This window comes from Pseudanabaena sp. UWO310 (assembly GCF_006861605.1).
GTDB lineage: Bacteria > Cyanobacteriota > Cyanobacteriia > Pseudanabaenales > Pseudanabaenaceae > Pseudanabaena.
In genome coordinates this window covers 51,088-77,736 of record NZ_SELU01000020.1, presented here as the reverse complement: position 1 = coordinate 77,736, position 26,649 = coordinate 51,088, and the positions used below count along the sequence as shown (strand labels likewise).

25 protein-coding genes and 1 tRNA gene are annotated in these 26,649 nt (G+C 44.0%); 16 read left to right on the top strand and 10 right to left on the bottom strand.

What is annotated here, in order from left to right:
* The first annotated feature begins 116 nt into the window (after window positions 1-116).
* The 4 genes from PseudUWO310_RS08795 (at window position 117) to rimM (ending at window position 4,600) form a co-directional block, all read left to right on the top strand.
* The gene (locus PseudUWO310_RS08795; protein WP_142600301.1) at window positions 117-1,853 is read left to right on the top strand and encodes an ABC-F family ATP-binding cassette domain-containing protein; all 1,737 of its coding nucleotides are present in this window, start codon (window positions 117-119) and stop codon (window positions 1,851-1,853) included.
* Window positions 1,854-2,340: 487 nt separating this feature from the next.
* Complete coding sequence (locus PseudUWO310_RS08790; RefSeq protein ID WP_142600300.1) at window positions 2,341-3,285, top strand: pentapeptide repeat-containing protein; 945 nt, start codon at window positions 2,341-2,343, stop codon at window positions 3,283-3,285.
* Window positions 3,286-3,292: 7 nt separating this feature from the next.
* Window positions 3,293-3,976, top strand: coding sequence for a ribonuclease III (gene rnc, locus PseudUWO310_RS08785; RefSeq protein WP_142600303.1), 684 nt, complete (start codon window positions 3,293-3,295; stop codon window positions 3,974-3,976).
* 75 nt (window positions 3,977-4,051) lie between these two features.
* Complete coding sequence (gene rimM / locus PseudUWO310_RS08780; protein WP_142600299.1) at window positions 4,052-4,600, top strand: ribosome maturation factor RimM; 549 nt, start codon at window positions 4,052-4,054, stop codon at window positions 4,598-4,600.
* 203 nt (window positions 4,601-4,803) lie between these two features.
* Here the strand turns inward: rimM and hemG are convergent, their stop codons facing one another.
* The 6 genes from hemG to pstB form a co-directional block, all read right to left on the bottom strand.
* Window positions 4,804-6,243 (bottom strand): protoporphyrinogen oxidase, encoded by a 1,440-nt coding sequence (gene hemG / locus PseudUWO310_RS08775; RefSeq protein ID WP_142600298.1) that lies wholly within the window; start codon window positions 6,241-6,243, stop codon window positions 4,804-4,806.
* Window positions 6,244-6,371: 128 nt separating this feature from the next.
* On the bottom strand, window positions 6,372-6,599 hold the full coding sequence (locus tag PseudUWO310_RS08770; RefSeq protein ID WP_142600297.1) for a DUF2811 domain-containing protein: 228 nt from the start codon (window positions 6,597-6,599) through the stop codon (window positions 6,372-6,374).
* 595 nt (window positions 6,600-7,194) lie between these two features.
* Window positions 7,195-7,629, bottom strand: a complete 435-nt coding sequence (locus PseudUWO310_RS08765) for an NfeD family protein (RefSeq protein ID WP_142600296.1) — start codon at window positions 7,627-7,629, stop codon at window positions 7,195-7,197.
* 8 nt (window positions 7,630-7,637) lie between these two features.
* Complete coding sequence (locus tag PseudUWO310_RS08760; RefSeq protein ID WP_142600295.1) at window positions 7,638-8,945, bottom strand: MlaD family protein; 1,308 nt, start codon at window positions 8,943-8,945, stop codon at window positions 7,638-7,640.
* Between the two features lie 5 nt (window positions 8,946-8,950).
* Window positions 8,951-9,784 carry an ABC transporter ATP-binding protein gene (locus tag PseudUWO310_RS08755; protein ID WP_142600294.1) on the bottom strand — a complete coding sequence of 278 codons (834 nt, stop codon included), beginning with the start codon at window positions 9,782-9,784 and terminating at the stop codon, window positions 8,951-8,953.
* Window positions 9,785-10,043: 259 nt separating this feature from the next.
* Entirely contained in the window at window positions 10,044-10,832 is a 789-nt protein-coding gene (pstB, locus tag PseudUWO310_RS08750) for a phosphate ABC transporter ATP-binding protein PstB (RefSeq protein WP_009626002.1), read from the bottom strand.
* A 907-nt stretch (window positions 10,833-11,739) separates the two neighbouring features.
* Here pstB and pstS point away from each other — a divergent pair.
* The 3 genes from pstS (at window position 11,740) to pstA (ending at window position 14,983) form a co-directional block, all read left to right on the top strand.
* Window positions 11,740-12,873 carry a phosphate ABC transporter substrate-binding protein PstS gene (gene pstS, locus PseudUWO310_RS08745; RefSeq protein WP_142600293.1) on the top strand — a complete coding sequence of 378 codons (1,134 nt, stop codon included), beginning with the start codon at window positions 11,740-11,742 and terminating at the stop codon, window positions 12,871-12,873.
* Window positions 12,874-13,053: 180 nt separating this feature from the next.
* On the top strand, window positions 13,054-14,013 hold the full coding sequence (gene pstC / locus PseudUWO310_RS08740) for a phosphate ABC transporter permease subunit PstC (protein WP_142600292.1): 960 nt from the start codon (window positions 13,054-13,056) through the stop codon (window positions 14,011-14,013).
* A 46-nt stretch (window positions 14,014-14,059) separates the two neighbouring features.
* Window positions 14,060-14,983: a phosphate ABC transporter permease PstA gene (gene pstA, locus PseudUWO310_RS08735; RefSeq protein ID WP_142600291.1), complete on the top strand. Its 924-nt coding sequence runs from the start codon at window positions 14,060-14,062 to the stop codon at window positions 14,981-14,983.
* A gap of 160 nt (window positions 14,984-15,143) precedes the next feature.
* On the opposite strand, the gene PseudUWO310_RS08730 is transcribed toward pstA, so the two are convergent.
* Window positions 15,144-16,037, bottom strand: coding sequence for an alpha/beta fold hydrolase (locus PseudUWO310_RS08730; RefSeq protein ID WP_142600290.1), 894 nt, complete (start codon window positions 16,035-16,037; stop codon window positions 15,144-15,146).
* A gap of 450 nt (window positions 16,038-16,487) precedes the next feature.
* Between PseudUWO310_RS08730 and PseudUWO310_RS08725 the strand changes: the two genes are divergently transcribed.
* From PseudUWO310_RS08725 to PseudUWO310_RS08690, 8 genes are all read left to right on the top strand, one after another.
* Complete coding sequence (locus PseudUWO310_RS08725; protein WP_142600289.1) at window positions 16,488-17,237, top strand: phycobilisome rod-core linker polypeptide; 750 nt, start codon at window positions 16,488-16,490, stop codon at window positions 17,235-17,237.
* A gap of 158 nt (window positions 17,238-17,395) precedes the next feature.
* The gene (locus tag PseudUWO310_RS08720) at window positions 17,396-17,914 is read left to right on the top strand and encodes a phycobiliprotein lyase (RefSeq protein WP_142600288.1); all 519 of its coding nucleotides are present in this window, start codon (window positions 17,396-17,398) and stop codon (window positions 17,912-17,914) included.
* Between the two features lie 668 nt (window positions 17,915-18,582).
* On the top strand, window positions 18,583-19,563 hold the full coding sequence (locus PseudUWO310_RS08715) for a hypothetical protein (RefSeq protein WP_142600287.1): 981 nt from the start codon (window positions 18,583-18,585) through the stop codon (window positions 19,561-19,563).
* A 2-nt stretch (window positions 19,564-19,565) separates the two neighbouring features.
* Window positions 19,566-20,474 carry an ABC transporter permease gene (locus PseudUWO310_RS08710; protein ID WP_142600286.1) on the top strand — a complete coding sequence of 303 codons (909 nt, stop codon included), beginning with the start codon at window positions 19,566-19,568 and terminating at the stop codon, window positions 20,472-20,474.
* The gene (locus PseudUWO310_RS08705; RefSeq protein ID WP_009626012.1) at window positions 20,464-21,264 is read left to right on the top strand and encodes an ABC transporter permease; all 801 of its coding nucleotides are present in this window, start codon (window positions 20,464-20,466) and stop codon (window positions 21,262-21,264) included. The genes PseudUWO310_RS08710 and PseudUWO310_RS08705 overlap by 11 nt, the downstream gene beginning before the upstream one ends.
* Window positions 21,265-21,639: 375 nt before the next feature.
* Complete coding sequence (locus PseudUWO310_RS08700; protein WP_009626013.1) at window positions 21,640-22,083, top strand: ATP-binding protein; 444 nt, start codon at window positions 21,640-21,642, stop codon at window positions 22,081-22,083.
* Window positions 22,080-22,430, top strand: coding sequence for an STAS domain-containing protein (locus PseudUWO310_RS08695; RefSeq protein WP_009626015.1), 351 nt, complete (start codon window positions 22,080-22,082; stop codon window positions 22,428-22,430). The genes PseudUWO310_RS08700 and PseudUWO310_RS08695 overlap by 4 nt, the downstream gene beginning before the upstream one ends.
* Window positions 22,431-22,687: 257 nt before the next feature.
* Window positions 22,688-24,067, top strand: a complete 1,380-nt coding sequence (locus PseudUWO310_RS08690; protein ID WP_142600285.1) for an OB-fold nucleic acid binding domain-containing protein — start codon at window positions 22,688-22,690, stop codon at window positions 24,065-24,067.
* A 60-nt stretch (window positions 24,068-24,127) separates the two neighbouring features.
* Here PseudUWO310_RS08690 and PseudUWO310_RS08685 read toward each other — a convergent pair whose 3' ends face one another.
* Window positions 24,128-24,577, bottom strand: coding sequence for a tRNA (cytidine(34)-2'-O)-methyltransferase (locus PseudUWO310_RS08685; RefSeq protein WP_142600284.1), 450 nt, complete (start codon window positions 24,575-24,577; stop codon window positions 24,128-24,130).
* A 160-nt stretch (window positions 24,578-24,737) separates the two neighbouring features.
* Entirely contained in the window at window positions 24,738-25,133 is a 396-nt protein-coding gene (locus tag PseudUWO310_RS08680; protein WP_055077620.1) for a hypothetical protein, read from the bottom strand.
* A 338-nt stretch (window positions 25,134-25,471) separates the two neighbouring features.
* Here PseudUWO310_RS08680 and PseudUWO310_RS08675 point away from each other — a divergent pair.
* Window positions 25,472-25,555, top strand: a tRNA-Leu gene (locus tag PseudUWO310_RS08675).
* 177 nt (window positions 25,556-25,732) lie between these two features.
* Here the strand turns inward: PseudUWO310_RS08675 and PseudUWO310_RS08670 are convergent.
* Window positions 25,733-26,632: a CoB--CoM heterodisulfide reductase iron-sulfur subunit B family protein gene (locus PseudUWO310_RS08670; protein WP_142600283.1), complete on the bottom strand. Its 900-nt coding sequence runs from the start codon at window positions 26,630-26,632 to the stop codon at window positions 25,733-25,735.
* Window positions 26,633-26,649 lie beyond the last annotated feature (17 nt).

Sequence of the window (26,649 nt, the reverse complement as noted above, 5' to 3'; positions counted from 1 at the left end):
ATATAAAAAGCGCATTGATACTTCTTTTAGAGCTTCTTTTAGATTGGGGTGATGCTTTTGTTACAAAAAAATGATAATCTTAATAAAAAGTTAAGTTTTGTTGCTCCCCTAAATCTATGCTTCGTCTCGAACACATTCAGAAAATTTATCCCACTGGCGAAGTCCTCAAAGACGTTAACTGGGAAGTTAAAACAGGCGATCGCATTGGTTTAGTTGGCGTAAATGGCGCGGGGAAGTCAACACAGCTCAAAATTATTGCAGGGGAAATCGAACCGACCGCAGGGCAGATCGTGCGACCTTCGAGCCTGAAAATTGCCTATCTCAGTCAAGAATTTGACATCGAAGAGACGAGGACGGTAAAGCAAGAGATGTGGCAAGCCTTTCAGGAAGTGCGGGAAATCCAAAAAGAATTAGCGATCGTCCACCATCATCTGGAAAATTTAAAAGATGGTGAGGACTACGAGCCGATCCTCAAGAAAATGGATCGCCTCCAGCGTCAATTTGAAGATCATAACGGCTATGAATTGGAAAGCCGCATTGATAAGCTATTGCCAGACTTAGGTTTTAAAGCCGATGATGGCGATCGCTTTGTGAGCGAATATAGCGGCGGTTGGCAGATGCGGATGGGCTTAGGCAAAATTTTGCTCCAATCGCCAGACCTATTACTGCTGGACGAACCGACCAACCACCTCGATTTAGAAACGATCGAATGGTTGGAGAAATATTTGCGATCGCTCAGTACCCCAATGGTAATCGTTTCCCATGACCGTGAGTTTCTTGATCGTCTCTGTACCTCAATCGTGGAAACTGAGCGGGGCGTATCGACAACCTATCTGGGCAACTACTCATCGTACCTAGCGCAAAAGGCGGAAGCTAAAGCCGCTCAGGGAGCTGCCTTTGAACGCCAGCAAAAATACATCGAAAAACAACAGGTCTTTGTTGATCGTTTCAGGGCAAGTGCTACGCGCAGTACCCAAGCCAAGAGCCGCGAAAAGCAACTCGACAAAATTGATCGCATCGAAGCCCCTGAGAGCGATGTTAGAACCCTAAAATTTCATTTCCCCCCAGCCTCCCGCAGTGGGCGCGTTAGCGTGGAAATCAAGAACTTGACCCATGCCTATGGCGATCAGATCCTATTTTTAGGCGCAAAACTGGAGATCGAAAGAGGCGATCGGGTTGCCTTTTTAGGACCAAATGGAGCAGGGAAATCAACCCTATTAAAAATGGTAGTCGGCAAAGAATCCTATAACGAAGGCGAAATTGTTCTAGGTCATAACGTTCTCATTGGCTATTTCGAGCAAAATCAAGCTGAAGCCCTTGATTTAAACAAAGATGTGTTTCATACCATTCACGATGATTTTCCGAAGATGACCCACGAAGAAGTACGGGGCGTGCTGGGTAAATTTCTATTTAGTGGCGATACGGTCTTTAAAAACGTGCGCGATCTCAGTGGTGGCGAAAAGGCGAGGCTAGCACTGGCAAAAATGTTGCTTACCCCAGTAAACTTTTTGATCCTTGACGAGCCGACTAACCACCTTGATATTCCCGCTAAGGAGATGTTAGAGGCTGCGTTGCGCGAATATGAGGGTACTGTAGCTGTAATCTCCCACGATCGCTATTTCATCTCGCAGGTCGCCAATAAAATTGTGGAAATCCGCGATGGCGAGCTTTGCGTCTATGCAGGCGATTATGCCTACTACCAAGAAAAACGGGAAGAGGAGACAAGGGAAGCCAAGCATAAAGCGGAGTTAGCTGCCAAAGCCGCTAAAGATGCTATTAAAAGGGAGAAAGAAAAAACTAAGCAAGCTGAAAAACGTCAAGAAAAACAACAACAAAAGGCGAAAGCAAAGTAATATGCAAACATCGTTTGCCATTTCACAGTTTGATCGCACAGTTTGATCACAGAGTTTGATTTCATTGCTTTGCACTGTAATCAAACCTAGATTCTGACATTCAATCGGGTTATAGCGCTTTTCAAGTAATCGGGTTACATTGAGTTACTTATCCGTCAAAAGCGGGTCAATGACTCAATGCACCTTATTAGACTAGGGAACACTATATAGCAGTCCTAGATCATTTATGAGAAAGATAGGGCTTAGATTTCGCTCAGCCAACATATCCAGTTGGCTGAGCGAAATCTAAGCCTCTCATAAATCATTTGGGATTGCTATAAGTAAGTGGGCTTAATTAAATATAAACTCCTAAAACCTGCGGCGATCGCGCAGCGTGCGTCGCAGGTTTTAGCTCTGGATTTTAATTATGCTGAAGTACTTACATGAATTGAATTGAGGGATGAACGAGAGACGCATTCGTTCTTTTTGATAAAAGTATACAATTGCTATGTTGGATCACATTGCTAAGAAACGCAATTTGATAGAACGTTATTCCCAAGGAGAAAGGAACTTCGAGGGATGGGATTTGAAGGGAGTAGATTTAAGTAAAGTTGACCTTAGCCATGCAATTTTACGGAACACAAATCTAGTTTTTGCCAATCTCTGGGAGGCAAATCTCTGTAATACCGATCTATCAGGTGCAAATTTATCCGATGCCGATCTAAGCGGAGCATCTCTATTGGACGCTAATCTTAGTAATGCTAATATCACCCGTACAAATTTTACCTATGCGGGCTTAAGTGGGGTGCAGTTTGCGAATGCGCATCTTAACAGCGCAAACTTTCGGCTCGCGATTTTGAACTGTACGAACTTGCATGGGATGGATTTTAAACGGGTGAACTTGCAAAAAGCCTATCTTTTAGAGACAAATCTCTCTAATACCGACTTAAGTCATGCTAATTTACATCACGCCTTTTTATTTAGAGCTAATTTAAGCCGAGCAAATTTGCAAAATGCTGATCTCAGTGAAGCCGACTTGAGTGAGTCCAGTTTGCATGGAGCAAATTTACATGGGGCAAATTTAAGTGAAGTTGATTTACGCGAAGCCGATCTCGATCGCGTAGATTTTAGCGAGCTTAATTTACGCTTAGCCAATTTAAGCGGACTCAATTTGAGTAATGTTAGTTTTATCGGTAGCAACCTAAGCAAGGCAGTTTTGCGGGGGACGGTTTTGCGGGGAGCTTGCTTTAATGCGGCAAATCTGTGGAATGCCGATCTGACGGGAGCCGATCTGACGGGAGCCGATCTGACGGGAGCCGATCTACGCTGTGCCAACTTTGATGGCGCTAATCTAAAATATGCTGAAGTAGATGTGGGATGGATGAATGAGGTAAGGATCTGTCAGACAGTCTTGCCCGATGGCAATATCTCCAATCGAACTTGCCGTGCTTAAGGTCATCATGAAAGACTTATTTGTTTTTAAGAATGAGAATTTATTGCGAATGGCGCTGACCCATCGCTCCTATGTTCACGAAAATCCTAGTGCGGGAGAGGATAATGAGCGGTTGGAGTTTTTGGGAGATGCGATCTTAAACTTTCTCAGTGGTTCCTATCTTTATCGGCAACATGCGGATTTAGGTGAAGACGAATTAACTCGTCGCCGCGCAGCCCTTGTCGATGAGAAACAGTTGGCAAACTTTGCGATCGCTTTAGCCCTAGATAGCCAAATTTTACTAGGCAAAGGAGCCATGCGTGATGGGGGTAATAAGAGTGAAAACTTGTTAAGCTGCGCCTTTGAAGCAATGATCGGGGCTTTTTACCTAGATTGCAATTGTGATGTGGAGGCGGTGCGCCCTGCGGTGGAGGCTCTATTTGACTCAGTACCGCCAGAACTGGTGAATACTCGGGCTGATCTAGATGCGAAAAATCGTTTGCAGGAATGGGTACAGTCCTACATTGGGCATATTTTGCCCAAGTATGTGACCGAAAAAGTAGGCGGAACCGATCATACGCCTGAATTTGCGTCTAAAGTATATGTTGGCGATCGCCTATACGGTCAAAGTCTGCGAAATTTTGCTAGTAAAAAAGAAGCAGAACGAGCCGCCGCGCTAGATGCATTGGAACAAATAGAGAGAATGTTATAGGTTTTGCTAAGCTTTCCTAAGCGGGATTTGGTAACAGGACTCGGCAACGAGGCTTGGCAAACTAGGATAAATATTATGGCTGAAGATTGGTTAATAATTGGCAAAATAGTCTCACCGCAGGGGCTGAAAGGCGAGGTGAGGATATTGTCCTATTCAGATTTTCCTGAAAGGTTTGAAAATGCTGGGAAGCGCTGGATCGCGCCATCTGAGAAGGATGAACCCCAAGAGATCATGATGTTGTCGGGGCGCGAGGTTGCTGGTAAAAAGAATCTATTTGTAGTTCGCCTAGAGGGGATTAATGATTGCGATCGCGCCGAAGCTTTACGGAATTACGTGATGATGATTCCCACTAGCGATCGCCCTTACCTCGAACACAACGAATATATGATTGCGGATTTAGTTGGTTGTCAGGTTTACCATCAACCGACGGGTAAGCTACTTGGCGAAGTTATTAGTATCATTGCTGCTGGCAATGATTTGTTAGAGGTTCGTAATCTTGATAATCAAGAGGTGGAGTTAATTCCCTTTGTCGAAGCGATCGCCCCCTTTGTGGATATTCATCAAAAGAGGATTGAAGTTACTCCCCCTAAGGGACTTATTGATCGATGGCTAGTCATTGAGTAGCGTTATTGAGCGCGAGTTCGGGATAATTTGAAACTGATAAAGGGTTTGCTACGCAAACCCTTTATCACAGCCCAAAATTAAAAACTATAGCGCACGCTGAGCCTGCGCTACAGGTTTGGAGATTTATATTTAATTGCGCCTAGTTCCGCTACTTATCATAAAAAAGGGGATTGAGGGGGAGCTAGACAACTCTTAAATGGTTTCTAAATGGGTTCTAAAAAAGCTGCAATTTTATGAGCTTCTTGCAAGCTACGCTTGATGCAGTCACCTAAGGCGACTCCGCCAATAAAATTCGCACTGACATATAGCCCTGAGGATTTTTGCAATTCGGCTTCTATCGTGGCAAGGCGCTCTAAATGCCCGATTTCGTATTGAGGAATAGCCTTATCCCACACATGAACGGCGATCGCTTTGGGAGATACCTTTGTATCGGGGCGAAGAATTGTTTTTTTGAGATCTTGATGCACAGCCGTAATGATCTCTGCTTCTGATAAATGGGCTAGAGCGGGATCGAGAGTGCCGCCGATAAAATTGAGCAATAGTTGCCAACCTGCGGGGGCGCGTCCCGAAAAGAGGCTAGATGACCAAATTGTCCCTAGGGTTCTAACTCCCTCTGTCCGAGGAATCAAGTTGCCAAAGCCTTTCATGTCATAGAGAAATTCGCTTTTGGGATAGGCAAGTACCACACAGGCTACCGTCGGGTAAAAAATCTCATCTAAGGCTTGGCTCGCGGCGGGCAAATAATCTTGTAATAATTTTGCAGTCACATAGGCGGGTGTGGAAAGAACGACCGATCGCGAGGTCACAATTTCTTCGCCCGTTGGGGTATCAAATTTGGAAATATAGATTTCGCCTTGCTTCTCTAGCGATCGCAGAGTCCATTGTTGCTTAACAGCTGTACCCTGTGCCCTTAATTTAGCGGCGATCGCTTCAGGGAGCATCTTTATGCCCTCGCGAAAGGAACCCAATTCCCCTGCCTTCGTCTTCGGAATGCGCGGATCGTTAAGTTTTTGGGCTTTGCGCTCTTTACTCGATAATATTGCCCCAGCAAGCAAACCGCCATAGGTTTCCAGCTTGGCAATTTTGGCAAAAGCAGCCTTGGCACTGAGCCGCTTGGGATCACCCGCATATACTCCAGAAATGAAGGGGGCAACCAAGCGATCGACTGCTTGTCTACCTAATAGGCGCGAAAAGAAGCGATCGACGGATTCTTCTCCCGCCATCGCAGGGCGTGCAAAACCCATTGCCCCCAAAGCGAGACGGATTTTGCCACCCCAAGTCAAAATTCGGGAAGCGATCGCCGTTGGCGGAGACATGGGCAAAGCATTTAACTTGCCGTTGAGAAATACAAAGCGGGGGAGCTTGCCATCCGCAAGCTCCAATTCATCCTTAAGTCCGACTTCTACGGCTAAACGTAATAATTCGGGGGCTGGCTGGAAGCTATTAGGTCCTTCCTCCCATTGATAGCCCTCGTCATTTTTGGCGCTAGTAATCGCGCCGCCCACCCGATCCTGTGCCTCCGCCACCAAGACGCGATAGTTTTTGGCGATCGCTAGTTCATGGGCGATCGTTAAACCTGAAATCCCTGCCCCAACGACAAGAACATCTAATGGATTAACTTCAGGAATCTGGGCGGAGGTCATAGTTTCATTGGTCTAGGTCGTCGAGCAATTCTCAGTCTAATACAAGGGTCTGTAGTTTGCAGGAAAATTTGCATGAATATTCATCTCAACCCAAGTCTAGAAGCAAGTCTGTGCTTAGGTATAAGCCTTTAAACAGAGTGTTGAAATAAAGCGTTTAAGTACACCTTGGCAGTGCTGCGATAGCTAGAGGTGGCATTGCGGGATAAGCGATCGCCACCATTTTGCAGCAAAAATAAAGATAGAGCAGCGGCAAATACGCGATCTTGATCCCAGTCAGGATGAGACTCTAAGTAACCTTTGAGGGTTTCGTGCAATTCTTCAGGAATCTCTGCCAATATACTGACGGTCGTACTCATGCTGAAACCTCAACTTTTAAGCAAGTTTTATCGAACTCAAGCAACCATTTTTCATCGGTCGGGACTTAATTGTGCGTTCAACCAGTGCTTCTTGTCAACGTAACGAACTGTTAACTACTTATGACAAATAAATGAAATAGGCTTGATGGAATCAGGGTTTTCATAGTTTTTTATTCATATAACTTCATAATTAACTGCCTTGCAAAGTTTTCCCAAGTCAATACCGCTTTCCGTTAACGAATCCTTAACCAGTAAGGCTAAAGTGTGTTTATCTTGGGGATAACCTGTGGAAAACTCTCCCTTATCTGTGGAAAAAAAGCCAATATCTGTGGAAAAGTCTGTGGAAAAGTTTTGATTGGATAAATTGAAAATTATTTTTTTCTTAATATTTATGGTGATATTTATGGCGTGATTTACGGCGTGATTTACGGCATCATTTCACCTTAATAGGTAATCTTAATTAAATATTAATTAAGTAATACCAAATGTCAAAATGGCGTAGCCATTTCTTAACTTGGTATAAGCTTGGCTTAGGAGATACAACATTTCCAAAAGAAATGCTTCACAAATTGCCGCATTTCCCTTGGAAATGGATTTAATGATTTAACCAATTTTCAGGTACAACGATTAATGTCGTGCCCTGTCGGCGCAGAACGATTACCTTTTGATGGGCGGCGATCGCCGTTTGGGGATGGTCGCATTTGGCTTTCCAAGAGCCTCCTTCATACTTGACTCTACCTGTTTCCCCTGCGGGAATTTCGGTAATCGTAACTCCTTCACTGGATTCCTTAAGCTGGTTTGAATCCTTAGGAATGAATCTTCGTAAAGCGATCGCGAGCGAGCTTGCGAGCAGCATCCAAACCACTATTTGGAGAGCAGGTATAGGCAGAATTAAAGAAACTGCCGCTACCAATAAGGCGGCTACGCCCATGGCTCCCGCAATCAAAAATGTTGGCAATGGAACCAATAGCTCAAGTACACAAAGAGCAATACCTATAATCAGCCAAATTTGAATAGGTAATAAGTTCATTGACTCCGTTAACGATCGGGTTGGGAAATATTGGTGTTAGGCAATATTTCTGATTTAGCAATACTAGCGCTAGGTTTAGGGCTATTGATTTTGATCTTTGCCGCATCCAGAAACTTTTCGCGCTTAAAGCGAGGGTCGTCGGCATTAGATTTAATCACCTTATTGCGGGCAACCTCCACCGATGAAGGTAGTTTCGTTGCTGCGGGATCGCTAGGACTGGGGTTATTGGCTGTGGGGACAATGGTATCTAAATTGGGGGCATTAGATAGCAAGCCTCCCAATCCATTGATCAAATTGCGAATATTACTGCGCAGTTTGGGATCGCCCGTTAGTTCGTCAAGATCGGCGGTAATTTTTTTGGTATTAGCAAAAGTTACACGGGCTGAATCAAGGGTTTCTCGCAATGAGGCAATCGTCGCAGGGTCGTTTAACTCGCCCGATACTTTCCGAAGATTGGCGGAGGTCTCGGCGGCATTTTCCGCAAGCTTCTGTAAATTCGCGATCAATTTGCCGTCATTTAACAAAGGTTTGGCACTAGCTAGGAGCGATCGCGCTTCCCGTGAAGTTGCGGCGATCCCATCAAGGGTCTGGGCTAGTTTTTCGCGATTGACCTCGATCAAGTCTTGGGCGCTACTTGCTACATTACCTACTTTAGTAGCCGCACCACTAATGGCATCGGCAGTATCGCCAAACTTGGCGATTTGATTTTCAAAGGAACCAACTACCCGATTTGCCGTATCGGTCAATTTCTGGATACTTTTAGCGGTAGCTTTGGCGGCGGCTAAGGTGTCACCGAGGTTATCAATCAATCCTTGATCGTTAATTTTGCGTAAAGTGGAACTCGTATCCTTGAGCAAGGCGATGAAGCTTACGCCCCGCATACCTTCCATTTCGCCACCCTGACAGATAATTAGCTCACTATTGCAGTCCTTGGCGAGGGGATTCATTTGCGGATCGATCGCTACTTTGTCCTTCGGCGGAAAAATATCAATATTGGTATTTCCCAAGAAGCCACTCTGATTTGTTTCCGCCACGGATTGCTTCGGAATAATCAATTTGGAGTTGTCAATACTGACGAGGACATCCACGCCCTCGGTTTGGGGAGTGAGGGTCGTAATGCGCCCTACCTCTACGCCACGGAACCTAACTACCGAGCCATTATTCAGTCCACTCGCATCAGGGATCTTGATCGTAAATGTAAACTTACTACTACTTAGTTGCAGCCCACGCAACCATAACAACGCGCCTCCTAGAGCCACTACTCCACCAATGATAAATAAGCCAAGCGCACCGTCGCGTAAAGTTTTTCGCTGCACGAGCCTTATACCTCCCTAGTCAAAAGTTGAATTGGACCTTCAGTGCTACCACTAAAAAATTGTCTGACGTATGGATTGTCAGTCGTATCAATTGTACTCACGTTTCCTGCGTAGCGCACCGATCCCCGATAAAGAACGATCAGGCGATCAGAGGTACGACGGATCGTACTATTTTGATGTGTGACGACAATATAACTATCGCAAACCTTTTGCTCTCTTAGCGATCGCATTAAGTCTTCGATAATCGTTGAAGCTACGGGATCGAGTCCTGCGGTTGGTTCATCATAGAGCAAGACTTTTTTGACTTGGGTTTTTACGGTGGGGTCGTCCATAATCGCACGGGCAAAACTAACGCGCTTACGCATCCCGCCCGATAGCTGGTTGGGATAGCGATCGCAAATATTGTCTAAGCCCACCAAGGCAAGTTTATGCTCTACCAGTCGATAAATTTCACGACGGGATAGTCGGGAATGTTCAAATAACGAAAAACCCACATTTTCGGCAACCGTGAGCGAGTCAAATAGGGCGGCATTTTGAAACACCATACCGATGTCTAATCCGTAGTTTCCCTCCTGTACATCCTCTTCCGAGGAAACCAGATTGCCATTGATATAGACTTCACCCTGATCGGGATGAAGTAGCCCACAAATTACCCGCAAAATTGTTGATTTGCCTGTACCCGAAGGTCCAATAATGGCGATCGCTTCACCTGAATGTAAGGTTAGATCGACCCCATTTAGTACCGCGTTATTCCCAAAACTTTTGTGAATATCACGCAATTCAAGTAGAGGCGTAACCACATTGCTACTAGTTTTGATCGGAGATCTGAGTGGCTCCATCGGTATTTATTTTTGCTTGAAAATATCGCACTACCAAAAACTAACATTTTTTCAGAAACTTTCTCAAAAAAAATAGAAAAGAAGGCATGGCACTTTTAGCCTACTTTCTTTTTTGGACAAAATTAAAACCCAAAACAGTGTTGCCGCGCCGAGCGCGGCAACACTGTTTTGGGTTTGGCTAGCGCGAAGCGCCGCCCATATTTATCAAGAGCTAAATCTCTGCAAGATTTAGCTCTTGGTAAGTATGGGTGTAATTGGTTTAACCAAATCTACCGCTGATGTACTCTTCAGTTGCAGTTTGTCTTGGGCTGCTGAAAATTACGGAAGTGCGATCGATCTCTACTAGCTTGCCCGTACGTCGACCTGTTTCGCTTAGTTCGGTATTGAAGAATCCCGTGATGTCAGATACCCGTGAGGCTTGTTGCATATTGTGAGTCACAATTACAATTGTGAAGCGCTGCTTGAGTTCTGTCATCAACTCCTCAATTCTCAGAGTCGAAATAGGGTCGAGCGCCGAGCAGGGTTCATCCATCAAAATAACTTCTGGCTCGGTAGCGATCGCTCGCGCAATACATAGTCTTTGTTGTTGCCCCCCTGAGAGCGCTAAACCACTTTCTTTGAGTTTATCCTTGACTTCATCCCAAATCGCCGCTTGCTTCAGCGAACGTTCTACAAGATCGTCCATATCGCTCTTGCTTCCTTTGTATCCATTAATCCGAGGACCAAAGGCAATATTTTCGTAAATAGATTTTGGAAATGGGTTGGGACGCTGAAATACCATACCAATCCGACGGCGTACCGCTACGGGATCGATCTTGGGATCGTAAAGATCGTGACTACCGAAGGTAATCTTACCTTTTACTTTTGCTCCAGCAATTAAATCATTTAAACGATTGAAACAACGTAAAACCGTACTTTTTCCACAGCCTGAAGGACCGATGAAGGCTGTAATTTGATTCGTATTAATCGCTAAGTTGACTCCAGAAACAGCAAGATTAGAACCGTAATATACCGAAACATTATCAGCATTAATAATTGTGTTTTCCATAGGATTTAAATTCATGTTCACTTGTGAAGGTTTTCAGTTTGAGATTTCCAAGGCTCAAAATCGGGATTCTTGTGATTCTAATGTTGCGCCCTCGATAGCTGTTCCGAAGTATGTACATCTCGATTTGCATCGCAAATATATACAGAATCAGTTCTTGTATAGATTTAAGATGCTTAGATTTGACATTCAATCCATATAGTCTTAAGCATTACAGCAATAGCTGTTGCTGTAAATACATTCAGACAAAAAATTTTATTGTTATATTCTCTTAAATCAAAATTAATTGAATCTTAATTGAATTATAAAAAGAAGTTCTTGTTATCTCTAGGATAGATTCTCTGCACAGTTCGGTTGCTATGGTTCTATATTCATTCTATCAAACAAATGGAGGCATAATAACATATGGAATCATTAATCCTAAAATAAATAATTGCAGAATTATATTAGAAATTGATGTTGCACTTAACCAGAGTATATAGCACTGAAGTATATCCAGTCTAGCTTTCTTTTCGATTACATGTCTTTCTGAATTGCTTGTAAACCTTACAGGTCAAAGCTTTAGGCTAGAAATAAAAGATTGGTCAATACCAGTAATTCTATACTGAAGGGCTACCATTTACTACCATTTACTACCATTTATTTGAGTGGCGATCGCTAATATTCGGACTCAGTTTTTGCTCTTAACCTTATCTTTACCTTCGGGTTGTATATTGATTCTGTTTGCTCATTGAAACCTTGGTTTAGTTGCTAGCTGTTAAGTTTTAATATGGTTTAAAGATGATTGCTATGTAGCTAATCAATTTATGGTTTTACTTAGAGCAATATTTAATGGCTAACTATGAAGTGTTTTAGAACCTTTTGAGTTAACTTTCTTAGAACTATTACAACGTTTCATAACATCATCACTATGCGTCCTAGCTTGAAACTATCTCGCCGTAAGGCAATCTATCTATCATTGGGTGGCGTTGGCTTCGCATTGGCATCTTGCACCTCGCCAGAGCCAACTCCTGCACCCACAACACCTGCGGCAAGCGGAACTAGCAAGCCAACAGCATCGGCATCAGCACCTGCTACATCAGCACAGATAGCTGGTGGTAAGAGCATATCCCTTAGCGGCGCTGGAGCTTCTTTCCCCGCTCCTTTGTATCAGCGTTGGTTTTCTGAATTCAACAAAAAATATTCCAACGTTCAAATTGGCTATCAGTCCGTTGGTAGTGGCGCAGGTGTAAAGCAGTTTATTGCTGGCACGGTTGATTTCGGTGCAAGCGATACCGCTATGAAAGATGACGAGATTGCGAAAGTTACCAAGGGTGCGGTACTAGTCCCCGTTGCGGCTGGCAGTATTGTGATTGCTTACAATCTTCCAGATGTTAAGGAAGTGAAACTTAGCCGTGAAGTTTATAGCAATATCTTCTTGGGCAAAATCACCAAGTGGAATGATCCTGCGATCGCCAAGTTAAATGATGGTGTTAAACTCCCCGATACTGCCATATCCGTTGTCTCTCGTTCCGATGGAAGTGGAACTACTGGCGTATTTACGAAGCACTTGAGTGCTGTGAGTGCTGAATGGAAATCTGGTCCTGGAGAAGGCAAATCGGTTCAATGGCCCACAGGTACTGGTGCGAAGGGTAACGAAGGCGTTGCCGCCGCAATCCAACAAACTGCTGGAGCGATCGGTTATATCGAGTACGGCTATGCAGTACAAAACAAAATCTCTTTTGCGACTATTGAGAATAAGGCTGGTAAGTATATCAAAGCTGATCCTGAAAGTGGTTCTAAGTCCCTTGCTGTCATCGATTTGCCAGCCAATTTGATCGCGTTTGAACCAGATCCTAAGGGTGATGGAGCCTATCCAATCGTTTCCTACACTTGGTTGCTGCTCTATAAGAAGTATGACGATCCTAACAAGGCTGAAGCCATCAAAGCCATGTTGGATTGGGCTTTGACCGAAGGTCAAAAACTTAGTGGTGAATTGGGATATATCCCTCTACCTACCGAAGTAGTTACCAAGCTAAAGCCTGCGATCGCCACAATTTCTTAATTTCTCATATTGTGTAGATTACTTGTGTAGATTCAATAATGAATTGCCGCAGAATTGCCACAGTTTAGCCTGATTTATGATTGAAAATAGGGCAAAGTTTAGATACAGATCTCGACCTTGCCCTATTTCCTTAGTTCTCTCCTTTATTCCCATGTAACGTTCGTTTTAAATATTTGCATAATGAGTTCTGAAATTACGACTTCTGAGATCAGCTTGCCTCAGCGTTCTGGCATTGCCCAGAAACTCGATCAAGGTTTTGTCTGGTTAACTCGAATTTTTGGGATCGGTGTCGCTGTCATCCTGATCTCAATGGTGGTTAAAGTAGGAATTGATGCTTTTCCTGCAATTAGTAAGTTTGGTTTAGGATTTTTGTTCTCTAGTGATTGGGATGTTACCAGAGATGCGTATGGGGTTCTACCACAAATCTATGGTACGTTGGTGAGCTCTTTAATCGCCCTGCTGGTAGCAGTTCCTGTTGGTGTTGGGGTAGCAGTTTTTCTGAGTGAGGATTTTGAATTTCTGCCCAATAAAGTACAGGAAATTCTTGTGTTTTTGGTAGAGCTTTTAGCCGCTATTCCCAGCGTAGTCTATGGTTTATGGGGCATCTTTGTTCTAATTCCCGTCATTAAACCAGTGGGCGATTTTCTATTCAACAACTTTAAGTGGTTCCCCCTATTTAGTACCCCTTTAAGTGGAACAGGGATGTTACCAGCTGCTCTCGTATTGGCGATTATGATTTTGCCAACGATCGCCGCTATTTCTCGTGAAGCTTTGATTTCAGTTCCTAAAGACATGCGTCAAGCCTCCATGGGTTTGGGTGCGACAAGATGGGAGACGATCGTGAAGGTATTGATACCTGCTTCTTTCTCAGGGATCGTCGGTGCTGTGATGTTGGCTCTCGGTCGTGCAATGGGTGAAACTATGGCGGTAACCATGCTGATCGGCAATGCTTCAAAAGTGAACTTCTCAATTTTGGCTCCTTCCAATTCAATTGCCGCAAAGTTAGCCAATGAATTCGCTGAAGCGGATGGCTTGCAGATTTCATCTTTAATGTATGCCGCTTTCGTGTTGTTTGCGCTGACCCTGCTGGTCAATATCCTCGCCGAGCTATTAATTTTGCGCGTTCAACGCATTAAATAATTTGCATTCTCGCGTTATACCAATTTCCAATGGTTTTTACTAAAATATGACAGCTGAACCTCAAAATCTTGCTACGCCTAAAATCCCTATGGGGAACTTAGTAAGAGATTCTTCTTCTCCTCGCAATCTCTTTGGTAATTTGATGACAGGATTGACGGTTAGTGCGGCAGTGATCGCCCTACTGCCGTTGGTTGCTGTGCTCACCTATGTCATCTTTAAAGGTGCGAGTCGCATTGACTTGGGTGTATTTACGCAGTTACCCCCAGCCCCTGGCATTTCAGGCGGTGGCTTTGGTAATGCGATTGTCGGTACATTGGTAATGGTTGGCATTGCCGCCCTAATCAGCGTACCGTTTGGACTGATGGCAGCGATCTTTGTCTCCGAGTTTGGCGGCAAAAATCAGATCGTTTTTTGGATTCGCTTTGCAACTAATGTTTTGAGCGGTGTGCCTTCGATCGTAGTTGGTGTGTTTACCTATGGGATTGTCGTCATTAAGGGTGGTTTGTCCCTTGGGTTAGGGTTTTCGGCTGTTGCTGGAGGAATAGCTCTATCGGTGCTGATGCTACCCATTATCGTCCGCACGAGCGAAGAAAGCCTCAAGCTCGTACCCGATGAAATTCGTCAAGCCGCAGTTGGGGTTGGTGCTACAAAATTCCAAACTGTATTTTTTGTGGTTTTGCCAGCCGCATTACCTGCGATCGTTACAGGGGCAATGCTTGCAGTTGCTAGGGCTGCGGGTGAAACAGCTCCTCTAATCTTTACTGCACTCTTCAGTCAGTATTGGGCAAATGGAGTTTTGGAAAAAACTGCTTCCTTGGGCGTACTTGTTTATAACTTCTCGATTGTGCCTGGAGGTCCTCAGTTTATCAATCAGCAGCAACTTGCTTGGGCTGGAGCCTTGGTTCTAGTTGTGATGATTTTGATAACAAGTATTCTTTCCCGTTTGGCAACGGGCAAAAGAACCTATTAATAAGTAGTTAAGCATAAGTAAACTTAAAACCTAGAAGAGCGTACCGCCCGCTACGCGGGCGGTACGCTCTCTTAGCTACTTACCAAGTTAAGAAATGGCGTAGCCATTTCTTAACAAAGATGAGTGGCGATGCGAAGCATCGCCACTCATCTTTCAAACCTTACGGTGCGAGAACTCTTAGCAAAATCGCATTGACTACTTCTGGGACTTCATCCTGTGGGCAATGCCCTGCATTAGCGATCGCTATAAATTCTTTGACCGCAGTAAATTTTGTAAAGGATGCGCGACCTAAGCTGATCGGCTCCCAAGGATCGCGATCGCCCCACAGCACGATCGCATCGCAGGGCAAAATGGCTAATAGGTCTTCGGGTCTAGGACCTTGGGAATAGCGCACAAAAGCCATAAATACATCAACAGCATGAGGATTTTGGGCGGGCTTAATTAAGATTTCAATTAATTCATCGGTAATAGCTTCTTTATGAAAGTAGGCTTGCGACAGAATTTGTTTTACCGATCGCGGCTGACGCACCCGATCAAAAAATAATTTGGCGATCGCCCTTACACCCAAAATATTCTGCACTACCTTCACCCCGACTCTTTTAAACCAAGGCATTGCTAATTGATTTTGTTCTTGTAATAGGCGTAACGAGCAATTAATCAATACTGTCTTGACGATCAGATCGGGGGCATAGATCGCCGCCTGCATCGCCACCACTGCCCCGATGGAATTACCAATTAAAATAGCGCGATCGCCGACTACCTCACGCACGAAATCGGCAACCTGTTGCCCCCAAGTTTCAAAAGTATAGGCAAGATCGCTGGGGTTAGGCTGAGCTGAACTGCCAAAACCCAGCAGGTCGATCGCATAAACTCGGAATTCTTGCGCTAAAACAGGCACATTTTTTCGCCAATGCCCCACCGAAGCGCCAAACCCGTGAATTAAAACCAGTGCGGGTTTATCTAAATTTTCTGTTAGTCCCTCCGCACAATAACCAATCTCATAACCCCGCCATGTCCAAAAGCGATCGGCGAACTTGCGATATGTAAAAATCATGGGGATAACTTAGTGATTGCGAAATATAGCAGAATTTTTAGCTCCGTGATGTATCCCATAAAACGATGAGCAACCTTAATAAAGGTAAACTTATATGAAGGAAGTAGAACTAGCTAATTTCGCCTATCCTATCATTGACTAGAGGTTAGCCTCTTGTAATTTTATTTAGCTTATTTAGCCCTAAACGCATTGGATTGCGGTTTGCTTTTTGACATAAACAATGTCAAAACTGTCAAAACCGTCTGCCAACATAAATTTAGGTTTTGTGATATTCAAAATGTCCTAGGGCAAAATTGAACATCACAGTAGCCATCCTAAATGAGTTGTAAGAGAAGCATTTTAGCGATGCATCTCCTATAACCGCCAAAAACATCAATCATTTAGGAGCGCTATAAAAATTTGGGAATAAGTATTTTTATAACTTTTCGATAATATTTTGGAGATTTAAACGTGGCGCTTCCTTTGTTGAATTACGCTCCAGCATCGCAAAATTCTCGCGTCGCTGGGTTTACAGTCGGTAGTGACAACTCACCTCGCATCTATAACACTGCAAACCTGCTCTCTAGCACTGAGCTGGATGATTTGATCGAAGCTGCTTATCGTCAAATTTTCTTCCATGCGTTTGCAACTGATCGCGAAGTCACACTCGAATCGCAATTGCGCTCTGGCAATATCTCAGTCAGACAATTTGTACGAGGACTAATTCTCTCCGACACCTATAGAAGAAGTTTTTACGAAAAAAACAGCAATTATCGCTTTGTCGAGCAAACCGTACAGCGCGTTCTTGGTCGTGATGTTTACAGCGAAAAAGAAAAAATTGCTTGGTCAATTGTGGTAGCTACCAAAGGGATTGAAGGTTTCATTGATGCCTTGCTTAACAGCGATGAGTATCTTGAAGCTTTTGGCGAAGATACCCTTCCTTACCAACGTCGTCGCGTTCTGCCCAGTCAAGCGATCGGTGAAGTACCTTTCAATATCAAGTCCCCTCGCTACGATGCTTACCATCGCGCACAATTGGGCTTCCCTCAACTTGTTTGGCAGAATACAGTTCGCAGCTATGTGGTTACCGACAGAGCGCCAAAAACTGGCGATCCAGCTTTGTTCTTGAATATGGCTCGCAGCATCAATGCGAACCCCGTGAACTCCACTCCTGTATCTGCACAAAATCTTGACTACGAACGTCTAGTTCCTCGTCGTTAAATCGAACCTGCAAGAGCAAGGTCATTGCCTTACTCTTAAGTCTAGAAAGCAAAGGGGGCGCAATGCGTCCCCTTTGCTTTGACTGCAAATTGCTATAAAATTTGTGTCAAAATCAACTATTTTTATATTTCACTATATTTTTCACTATATTTTCACTAATGGATATTCATCAGTTTCTCGAACTCTTTGTCGGTCGCTGGCGATCGCAACGCAGCGATCATCAATTTGGTGAGGGCAATGGTAATGATAGCCGTTCAGTGATTGAGATAACCTCGTTAAGCCTTGATGCCCCAGAACTAATTGCCATATGTCAAAGCCATGACATCGATCTAAATACTGTGATGCTTCCCATCAAAATCTCATGGGAGGAAGAATCCCTCAGTAGTAATAAGCCTAGGGGAAATGCTTTGCTCGTTCCCGTTCCCGATCCAGAGATGCCGAGCAAAGGTGTGATTTTGACCAAGCTGGGTAAAGGGGTTTACGAGTTTGGGGCAGATGAAGCATTAACCATTCAAACGGTAACAGCCCATGCAGCGATCGAAGAGCGGATTTGGTATGGTAACCCTAATTTAAGATTTCGCGTAGCTACTCTGTTGCAGGGTGATCAGGACAGCGATCGCATTGTTAAGTCATCTACATTTTATTCAGAAATTCGGAGTGCCGCTCCAAAGGTTTAAAGAGGAAAAGAGATGTAGCACTGCATCTCTTTTCCTTTTTAAGAAACTATTTAAGAATTGTCTAGATCCCCCCAGCCCTCCTTAAAAAGGGGGGAGAATTATCTTCTTCCCCCTTTTTAAGGGGGATTGAGGGGGATCTCTTTGAGCTTTTGATAACAGAAAGTAATTCTTAAATGGTTTCTTAAGTGGCTAGGTACAATTAAATATAAAACCCAAAAAGCTGCGGCGCACGCGCAGCGTGCGCCGCAAGTTTTATTTCAGGAAGTGGGATATCAATGTCCATACTTCAAGCCCAATAAAACCCGCTAAAAAGACAAAGATCGCAATATTTAAGCCCGTTTTAATTTTTTCCATGTTGTTACTCCCTTCCCAGTGAAAAATTAGACGTTGCGGCGCTTTGCGCCGCAACGCTAATTCTTGGTTTTTAATGTCTAATTTTATAGCGGGAAGGGAGTATTGATGTTATTGATATTTTCTGTGAATATTTTCCGTGAATAGATTAGGATGGACATCGCTTAGCATCTTGGATCCTAATCTATTGCAGATCGACATATTTTTGATGAATAGGTGCTTAAATAAACCAAATCGTTTTGACTAGAAAAAACATCGCTTTATCTAGTTGCGTTAAACTTAACCGTTATTACATTCAAGTGTGAGGATGTACTGTTGTGAACTGGGTTAGAAAGGCTAGTATTTTCGGCACTGTGACGATCGCCTCCTTCGCGATCGTGCAATCAGCATCAGCCCGTTTCGTGATCTTCGTTGCAGGTAACGATCCTGCAACATTACAAAAAGTTCGTACGATCGCACCAACTGCTTTTCCTACAAAAATCAATGATCAACCTGCGATCCAAGCTGGCACATTTAACTCAGAGACGAGTGCTGATAGCTTAGCGATCTCCCTGCAACAATCTGGATTGTCAGCCCAAAAGTACTTTAAATCCACGGGTGGAAAGGAAAGTAACGTCCAAGTTCCCTTTACTGACTCCGCCAGTGCCACCACCTCGGCAACCCCTCAGCAGGTAGTTATTCAACAAAACTCCACGACGACTCAACCCGTAAGCTCCCAGCCCGATTCCCAGCCTCAAGTTTTCAGTTCAGTACCACAACAGACCATCGTTTATACTAATCCTCAATATCAACAGATCGCTACCAGTGCTGTTGTCCCTCAAGTCCAAACCCAGCAAGTTTTAGTTCCTCGATGGCAACAGGTCTTGGTTCCAGAAACTCGACAGGTTGTAACTCAGTCCGTTGTACCCCAGACCCAAGTAGTCCAGTCAGGCTATGTGCAGCCGCAAACAGGATTTATTCCTACCACGACCCCAGTTGCGGCGACGACAACCTCTGATGCGACGACAACGACTAACTATGCGCTGTCACCTCAGACAGTGACTAGCTATAGCAATGATGCCCAATTACCTCAAGCAACTCAGAATCAAAACTTTCGCTATGTTGCCGCTATACCCGCGCCTGTTAATAACCAATTTCTGTTAGCAAGGGTTCGTCAATATGTGCCTAATGCCTTTTTTACAAATTCTGGGCGTGGTACTTATATTCATGCAGGTGCTTATCAAAGTCGTGATGCGGCGGAATCCGTATCGCGCTATTTGCGATCGCAAGGTGTTGACTCCCGAGTTCTTTACTTCTAACTATGCCTGTGAATAGCCCCTCAGAGACTAAACGCGAGCCAAACTCCAAAGCAGTTCGGCGATTGACATGGCGTGAGCCCTTAGCATTACTTTTCCCCAGTGGCTTTTGGCTGGTGGCATTTCTTATTGTCCCAACTGTTTTTATTTTAATTCAAAGCTTTGTCCCCTTTGGGAAAACTTCGTTTGGCATAGATAACTACCAAAGAGTATTTGAGTACGTCGGTGGTAACTTTATCTATCTTGTAGTGGTATGGCGATCGCTGCTGTATGCAATTATTACGACAGCCTTTTGTTTGCTCTTAGGGTTTCCCGTGGCTTACTGGCTTGCCGTGATCGTGCCTAAGCGTTGGCGGAACATTTTACTTGTGCTATTTGTATTGCCCCTCTGGACTTCATCCCTCCTGCGTTCCTATGCATGGATTACCATTTTGCGTCCCACAGGAGTTTTAAATAGCTTTTTAAATTTTCTGGGGCTATCAGGGATCAATGTCCTGAACAAAGCTGAGGGTGTAATTATTGGCATGATCTATACCTATCTGCCCTATATGGTTTTGGTGCTCTATACCTCGCTCGAACGCCTCGATCTGCGCTTATTAGAAGCCGCCGCCGATCTTGGTGCGAATTCGCGCCAAACTTTTTGGAAGATTACTATCCCCCAAGTATCGTCAGGAATTATTGCGGGACTTGCGTTAGTGTCGATTACTAGTTTTAGTGATTATATAAATCCTCAACTCTTGGGCGGGCCCGGAAGTCGGACGATCGCCTCGATTATAGAATTGCAATTTTTGGGGGCAAGTAGTAACAGGGGGTTTGGTTCCGCCTTGAGTATGGTCTTGATCCTTGCGGTGACAATTGTCATTGCTTTGCTACTCAAATATGGCGATCGCAGGGTGGTGAGTGATGGCGAATGAAATGAATGCGGCTCCCATTAAGCGTTGGCAAACTTGGTATGCCTTGATTGCCTTTCTGTATATGTACTTGCCGATTGCCGTTCTGACTATTTTTAGTTTTAATAAATCTCCTTCCCCATCACAATGGACGGGTTTTACTTGGGAATGGTATGCCAAGTTTCTGCAAAATCCTACCCTATTAGCAGCATTAAAAAATAGCCTAAGCGTTGCCTTAACGGCAGTATCCGTCGCCGCCGTCCTTGGGACGCTCACCGCCGTCGGATTGGCAAGGTATTATTTTCCAGGAAAAAATCTCTATCGCGGAGCCACCTACCTACCCTTAATTATTCCTGACATTGCGATCGCAGTGGCAACCCTTGTATTTTTTGCGGCGATCAAGATTCAACTCAGTCTGGTCACAATTGTGATTGCCCATATTGTTTTCTGCTTAGCCTATATTGCCGTAGTTGTCTCCAGCCGACTTGCGACGATCGATCCGAAACTAGAGGAGGCGGCGCTAGATCTGGGGGCTACTCCCGTCCAAGCATTTTTTCGAGTTTTACTCCCACAGCTTTTGCCAGGGATTTTGTCGGGCAGTCTCCTCGCATTTATCCTGAGTATGGACGACTTTGTGATTGCCTATTTTACCGCAGGCGTTGGTTCCACCACATTACCGATCGCAATTTTCTCCTCCCTCAGAAATGGGGGGGTAACACCAGAATTAAATGCCCTAAGCGTATTACTAATTATTGCCTCCGCCTCGATCGCCTCGATTGCTGAAGTGATTAGAAGTTCGGGAACGCATGACTGATATCACTTTTGTGAATTAAACCTCAATTCCAGTAAGGTTTTGAGATTCCCAAAATGGCGTTGCCATTTTGGGAATTGGTATTAGCGACAAATATGAGTAAATTTCTTAAATCATTTAGAATTGCTAGAGATATAAAAAATAGATGTTAAGCTAACTTTGAGAGAAATATTGCTTTAGCAATTTAGAGTTTTTTGCTAATATAAATCTGCAATTGTGATTTGAGAATTGACGATATCTGTAATCCTTAACCCAATTGGATTTGCGCAATTTTTTGTCAAAGCTTTATCAAAAAATAATTGGTTTTGCTAACATAGGCTAAAAACGTGTGGTATATTACATCTGGCAAAGCTAATCAAAGCTACAGAATGACTCCCCATGAGTGAGAAGCCTTTAAAGCTGCGAATCTCAATTCCACCCGTTGAGGGAATCGAGGACATTCCCATCGCAGCGGTCGAAGTACTCGCTACAAAAATGGGGTTTAGTCCCGATGCTGTGCAAGATGTCGTACAAGCTCTTACGGAAGCTTTAGTTAACGCAGTTCTTTACAGTACATCTGATCTTGACGTGGAAGTTGTAGTTTTCGCGGCACATACTAGCCTAGTTGTAGAAGTCCACGATCGTGGATCAGGTTTTGATGTTGATAGTGTGCCACCTCCTGATTTTGATTTGATATCCGAGATTGGTGTCAAAAACGGTGGTTTTGGTATACATATGATCAAAGCACTGGTTGATAAGGTCGAGATCGAGTCTACTAATCAAGGTACAACCGTTCGCATGAGTAAGTTTCTGTCTGTCCACAAACCCATTCTCCAATCATGACTCATTCCTCATTTTTACAAGATGAACTCAAGATCGTCGAACAAATTGACGGCGATCAAGTTATTCTCAAACTGAATGGTGCTTTGAGTGTAACCACAGTGCCCTATTTCCGACAAGCTGTACAACCGTTTATCGATCGTAAGCTAGTAGCGATAGTCTTAGATTTTGAAGGAGTGACCAAGATTGTCAGTAGAGGTGTAGGTGCGGCGATCGATATGGCCGTTCAAGCCAAAAAGCAAGGTGGTAAGTTGCGATTAGAGAATGTTGGTAAATATGGTCGTTCTCTTTACATTCAAGGCGTGCATTTAGTGGCGGAAGTGCCCGAACTAGAAGGCTTCGAGCCATAAATGCCCTAAAAAAATCCACTGAAAATCCACTAAAATCCATCAAATTATTAAGTTGGGTTGAATAATATATCTGCTGTTTGTAGAAGTTTTCAGGCAAGTGAGGTGTAGCGGGTTGAGGATACAACTCCTTATTTCATTAGATCGGGAAATGACTTAACGGCAGATATATTTTTGTTGAGGCTTACTTTTTGAGTCATAAAAAATAAGCCTCAACAAAAATAAGTCATAAAAAATAAGTTACAAAGTAAATCATCAAAATGAAAATTGTCAGTCGCAAATCGTTGGGGGGGCAATGTGTTTTCGATATTGGCTTAGCTCGTGATCATAATTTTTTATTAGCTAATGGTTACATCGCCTCAAATTGCTTTAACAAGTCTCACAGTGTAGCCTACGGATATGTAACTTACCAGACTGCCTATCTCAAGGCAAATTATCCTGTTGAATATATGGCGGCGCTGCTGTCCTCGGTCAGTGGTGACCAAGACAAGGTGCAGCGATATATCGCCAACTGCCGTAGCATGGGGATTCCTGTGGTTCCGCCTGATGTGAATAGTTCGGGGGAAGATTTTACCCCACGCGGGCAGCAAATTTTATTTGGTTTGGCGGCGATTAAAAATCTTGGTGCGGGACCGATCGCTGCGATTTTACAGGCTCGGCAAGACGGAGGAGCGTTTACTTCGCTTGCGGATCTATGTAGCCGTCTGGATTCGCGATCGCTTAACAAAAAAGCCTTAGAAGCATTAATTCAGACGGGAGCCCTCGACCTGCTCGAGCCCAATCGTCATCAATTGATGAATGATTTGGACATGACAATGGAATGGGCTTCGCGCCGTGCTAAGGAGCAAGCTTCGGGACAGGGTAATCTTTTTGATTTTTTTGGCGAAAGTAGTAATACTAAAACCTTTGATACCGCTCCCAAGTCTTCCCCCGTGCAGGACTATTCCTCCCAAGAAAAACTACGGCTCGAAAAGGAATTACTTGGCTTCTATATTTCCGATCATCCTCTGAATGGAGTTAGTCGTTCGGCAAAATTAATGGCTCCCATTAATCTTTGCGATATTCCTGACTCTTCAGAAACCAAAATGGTTACGGCGATCGCCTTAATTCTGGATATCAAAGAAGTCGTTACTAAAAAAGGCGATCGCATGGCAATCTTGCAGATTGAAGATCTGACGGGCAGTACGGAGGCTGTAGTTTTTCCGAAAACCTTTGATAAGGTGAAACATCTGCTTGAGAAAGACAAACGCTTGATGGTGTGGGGAAAAATCGATCGCCGCGACGAACAGACGCAATTGGTTGTGGATAATATGCAGCCAATTGAGTCGGTAAGGATGGTCAGAGTTGAGCTTACTCGCGAGCAGGCAAGGGATCGCCAAGTTTTAGAACAACTCAAACAGGCTTTAAATCCCAATCCGAATAATGGTAATTTCTCCCAAGGTAATTCCCATAATGGCAATTCTAGTTACAACAAAAACGAACCCGATCGGTCGGCTAAAATTCCCGTCATTGCTGCGATCGAATATATGCCCAAGCTAGTCCGCCTCGGCAATCAGTTCTGGGTCGAGGATGAAGAAACTGCCGTTAAGTCCTTACAGAATGCTGGATTTAAAGCAACTTATGATTCCTTAGTTACTTAAACCCTCAAAGTAAAAAAAAGTAAAAAAAGTAAAAATTGGTAACCCTTGGGGCTGAGCGTTCTAATTTAGTCCTAATTGTCTGCGGGCTTCAAATAATCCGAGGGCAGCGCTTACTGACAGGTTGAGGCTGCGGACTTTAGGATGTTCCATCGGAATATACACCGCAGGATTGTTGATGACGATTTCTTCGGGTAATCCCTTTGACTCACTACCAAATAGGAGCCAGTCCCCATCTTGAAATTGAAATTCACGAAAGTTTGTGGCTCCGCGAGTACTAAAGCAGATCCATCGAGCATCTTGAGATGCTTGGCGTAGAGATTCAATGTTTGGATGGACTGTAACGTTTACATATTCCCAATAATCTATACCCGCCCGCTTGAGTTGGCGATCGTTAATTTCAAAGCCTAAAGGCTCTACTAAATGGAGGTGTGTATTTGTAGCGGCGCAGGTACGAGCGATATTGCCAGTATTGGGCGGGATTTCGGGATAAATGAGGGCAACTTGTAGCATTGACTATGAGTATATTAAAAGACTGCGTAAACAACGCAGTCTTTTAATATAGCAGTCCTAAATCATTTATAGATTTTTGGGTTTGTGGAAGCGCACCCCGAAGGGGTGCGCTTCCACAAACCCTTTAGGATTGCTATATATAGCAACTTATCGCATTCAATTACTGTTTGGTACGTTCTTCAATATCTTCAATGGTCTGAAGTACGAGGCGTTTGGCTTGAAGTTGCCAACCCCATTTCTGTAAGGCGATCGCGATAATTGTGCCAATAATAGTGGCAATAAAATCGACGGGTTGATTCATTGATATCCCCAATAGTAGTCCTAGTCCCGCAATGCCCCAAAAAGGTAAGGAAACAGTTTGACGATTTTTTTCAACTATTTGGCTAATATCATTGGTGGGTAGGGTTGCCAGTAGTTCGGCTTTGACTTGCTTTTGTTCGGCAACATTTAGCAATAGACCGATCTTCTGACGCAGTTTTTCGATTTTACGGGCGGGAGTACTGTACTGCACTAGTTCATCTTCCGCCATCATAATGAGGCGCTCTAGCTTTGCCATAGGTCAATCTATCTCTTAGTTATTAGTGAAATTAGTAAATTATAGCGATCGCAATTACTATTAATTAACATATAAAACCCTAAAAGCTGCGGTGCACGTTGCGCGTGCACCGCAGCTTTTCTGAGTTATTTAGCTACAGTCATTTGATTTAGGACAAATCAAACCGTAAGAATTGACTGGCGGCGCTTCGCGCCGCCAGTCAATTCTTACGGTTTAGGTTCTCCACTGAGCGACAGCTATAGAAGTGCGAGCCTTTGGAAAAACATCAAAAAAATATTTGCAAAAATAGTTTGACAAGATGCGCCATCTTCAGTGTAAGATATAAATCTTGAAAAAAAGGGCGAATGGCGGAATTGGTAGACGCATCAGACTCAAAATCTGACGACAGCGATGTCATGAGAGTTCGATTCTCTCTTTGCCCATAAAAAATAACTACAAGAAACCTTTTAAAAATGCTGCAAAGCAACACTTTTGAAAACCTTCTTGATTTGGATTTGAGCACGAAGCGCTGTAGGGCAAATCAAATCTTGCTCAAAGCCCAAAAGTAGAAGCCTTGCTACGCAAGGCTTCTACTTTTGGGCTTTTAAAATTTTTCAGGGCTATAGCAAAGCGAGTTTTTGTAAAACAGAACTGGTAGAGACAATGTGACGATCTAGACCGAGAACTTTAGGATCGAGTCCGATCGCTAGTCCGATCAACTGGGGTAGGTGCAATATGGGAATTCCCAGTTTTTGACCGATCGCTTGTTCGACTTCGGGTTGTCGTGAGTCGAGATTGAGATGACATAGGGGACAGGGAGTCACGATACAGTCCGCGCCAGCCGCGATCGCGGCGGTAAGATGTCTGCCCGCCATCGAGAAAGATTCTTTAGGTGCATAGCTGGAGATCGGCCAGCCACAGCACTGGACACGACCTTCATAATAGACAGGAGTTGCTCCGACGGTACGAAAGACATTTTCCAAAGACTCAGGACGGAAAGGATCGTCAAAACGAGTAACCGTTTGAGATCGCAATAAATAGCAACCATAGAAAGCCGCACAGTTTAAATTGGCTAAGGATCGGCTTACTTTAGTTGCAAGTCTTTTCAATCCGTAATCGCGGATCAAAATCCAGAGTAAATGCAAAACTTCGGTGGAACCTTGGAAATGATGTCCTTGGGTGTTAAGGATTGCATTTACCTCTTCTTTGCGATCGGTATCGACGCTTTTGAGCCGATCATTGACGCGACCGAGTACTCCCTGACAGGTGCTGCATTGCGTCATTACCGTGAGATTTAATTCTTCGGCGAGGGCAATATTGCGGGCATTGATTACGTCCTCCATGAGTTCATCAGTTTCTTTGAAGGTTCCCGAACCACAACAGGTTGCTTTGTGCAGTTCTACTAGTTCAATACCTAAGGCTTGAGCGATCGCTGTGGTGGAGGCATGTAACTCTTTACATGCACCTTTAGCAACGCATCCAGAATAGTAGGCGTATGTCAATGCTTTAGTTTCTGTCATTATCTCTCGATTGCCAA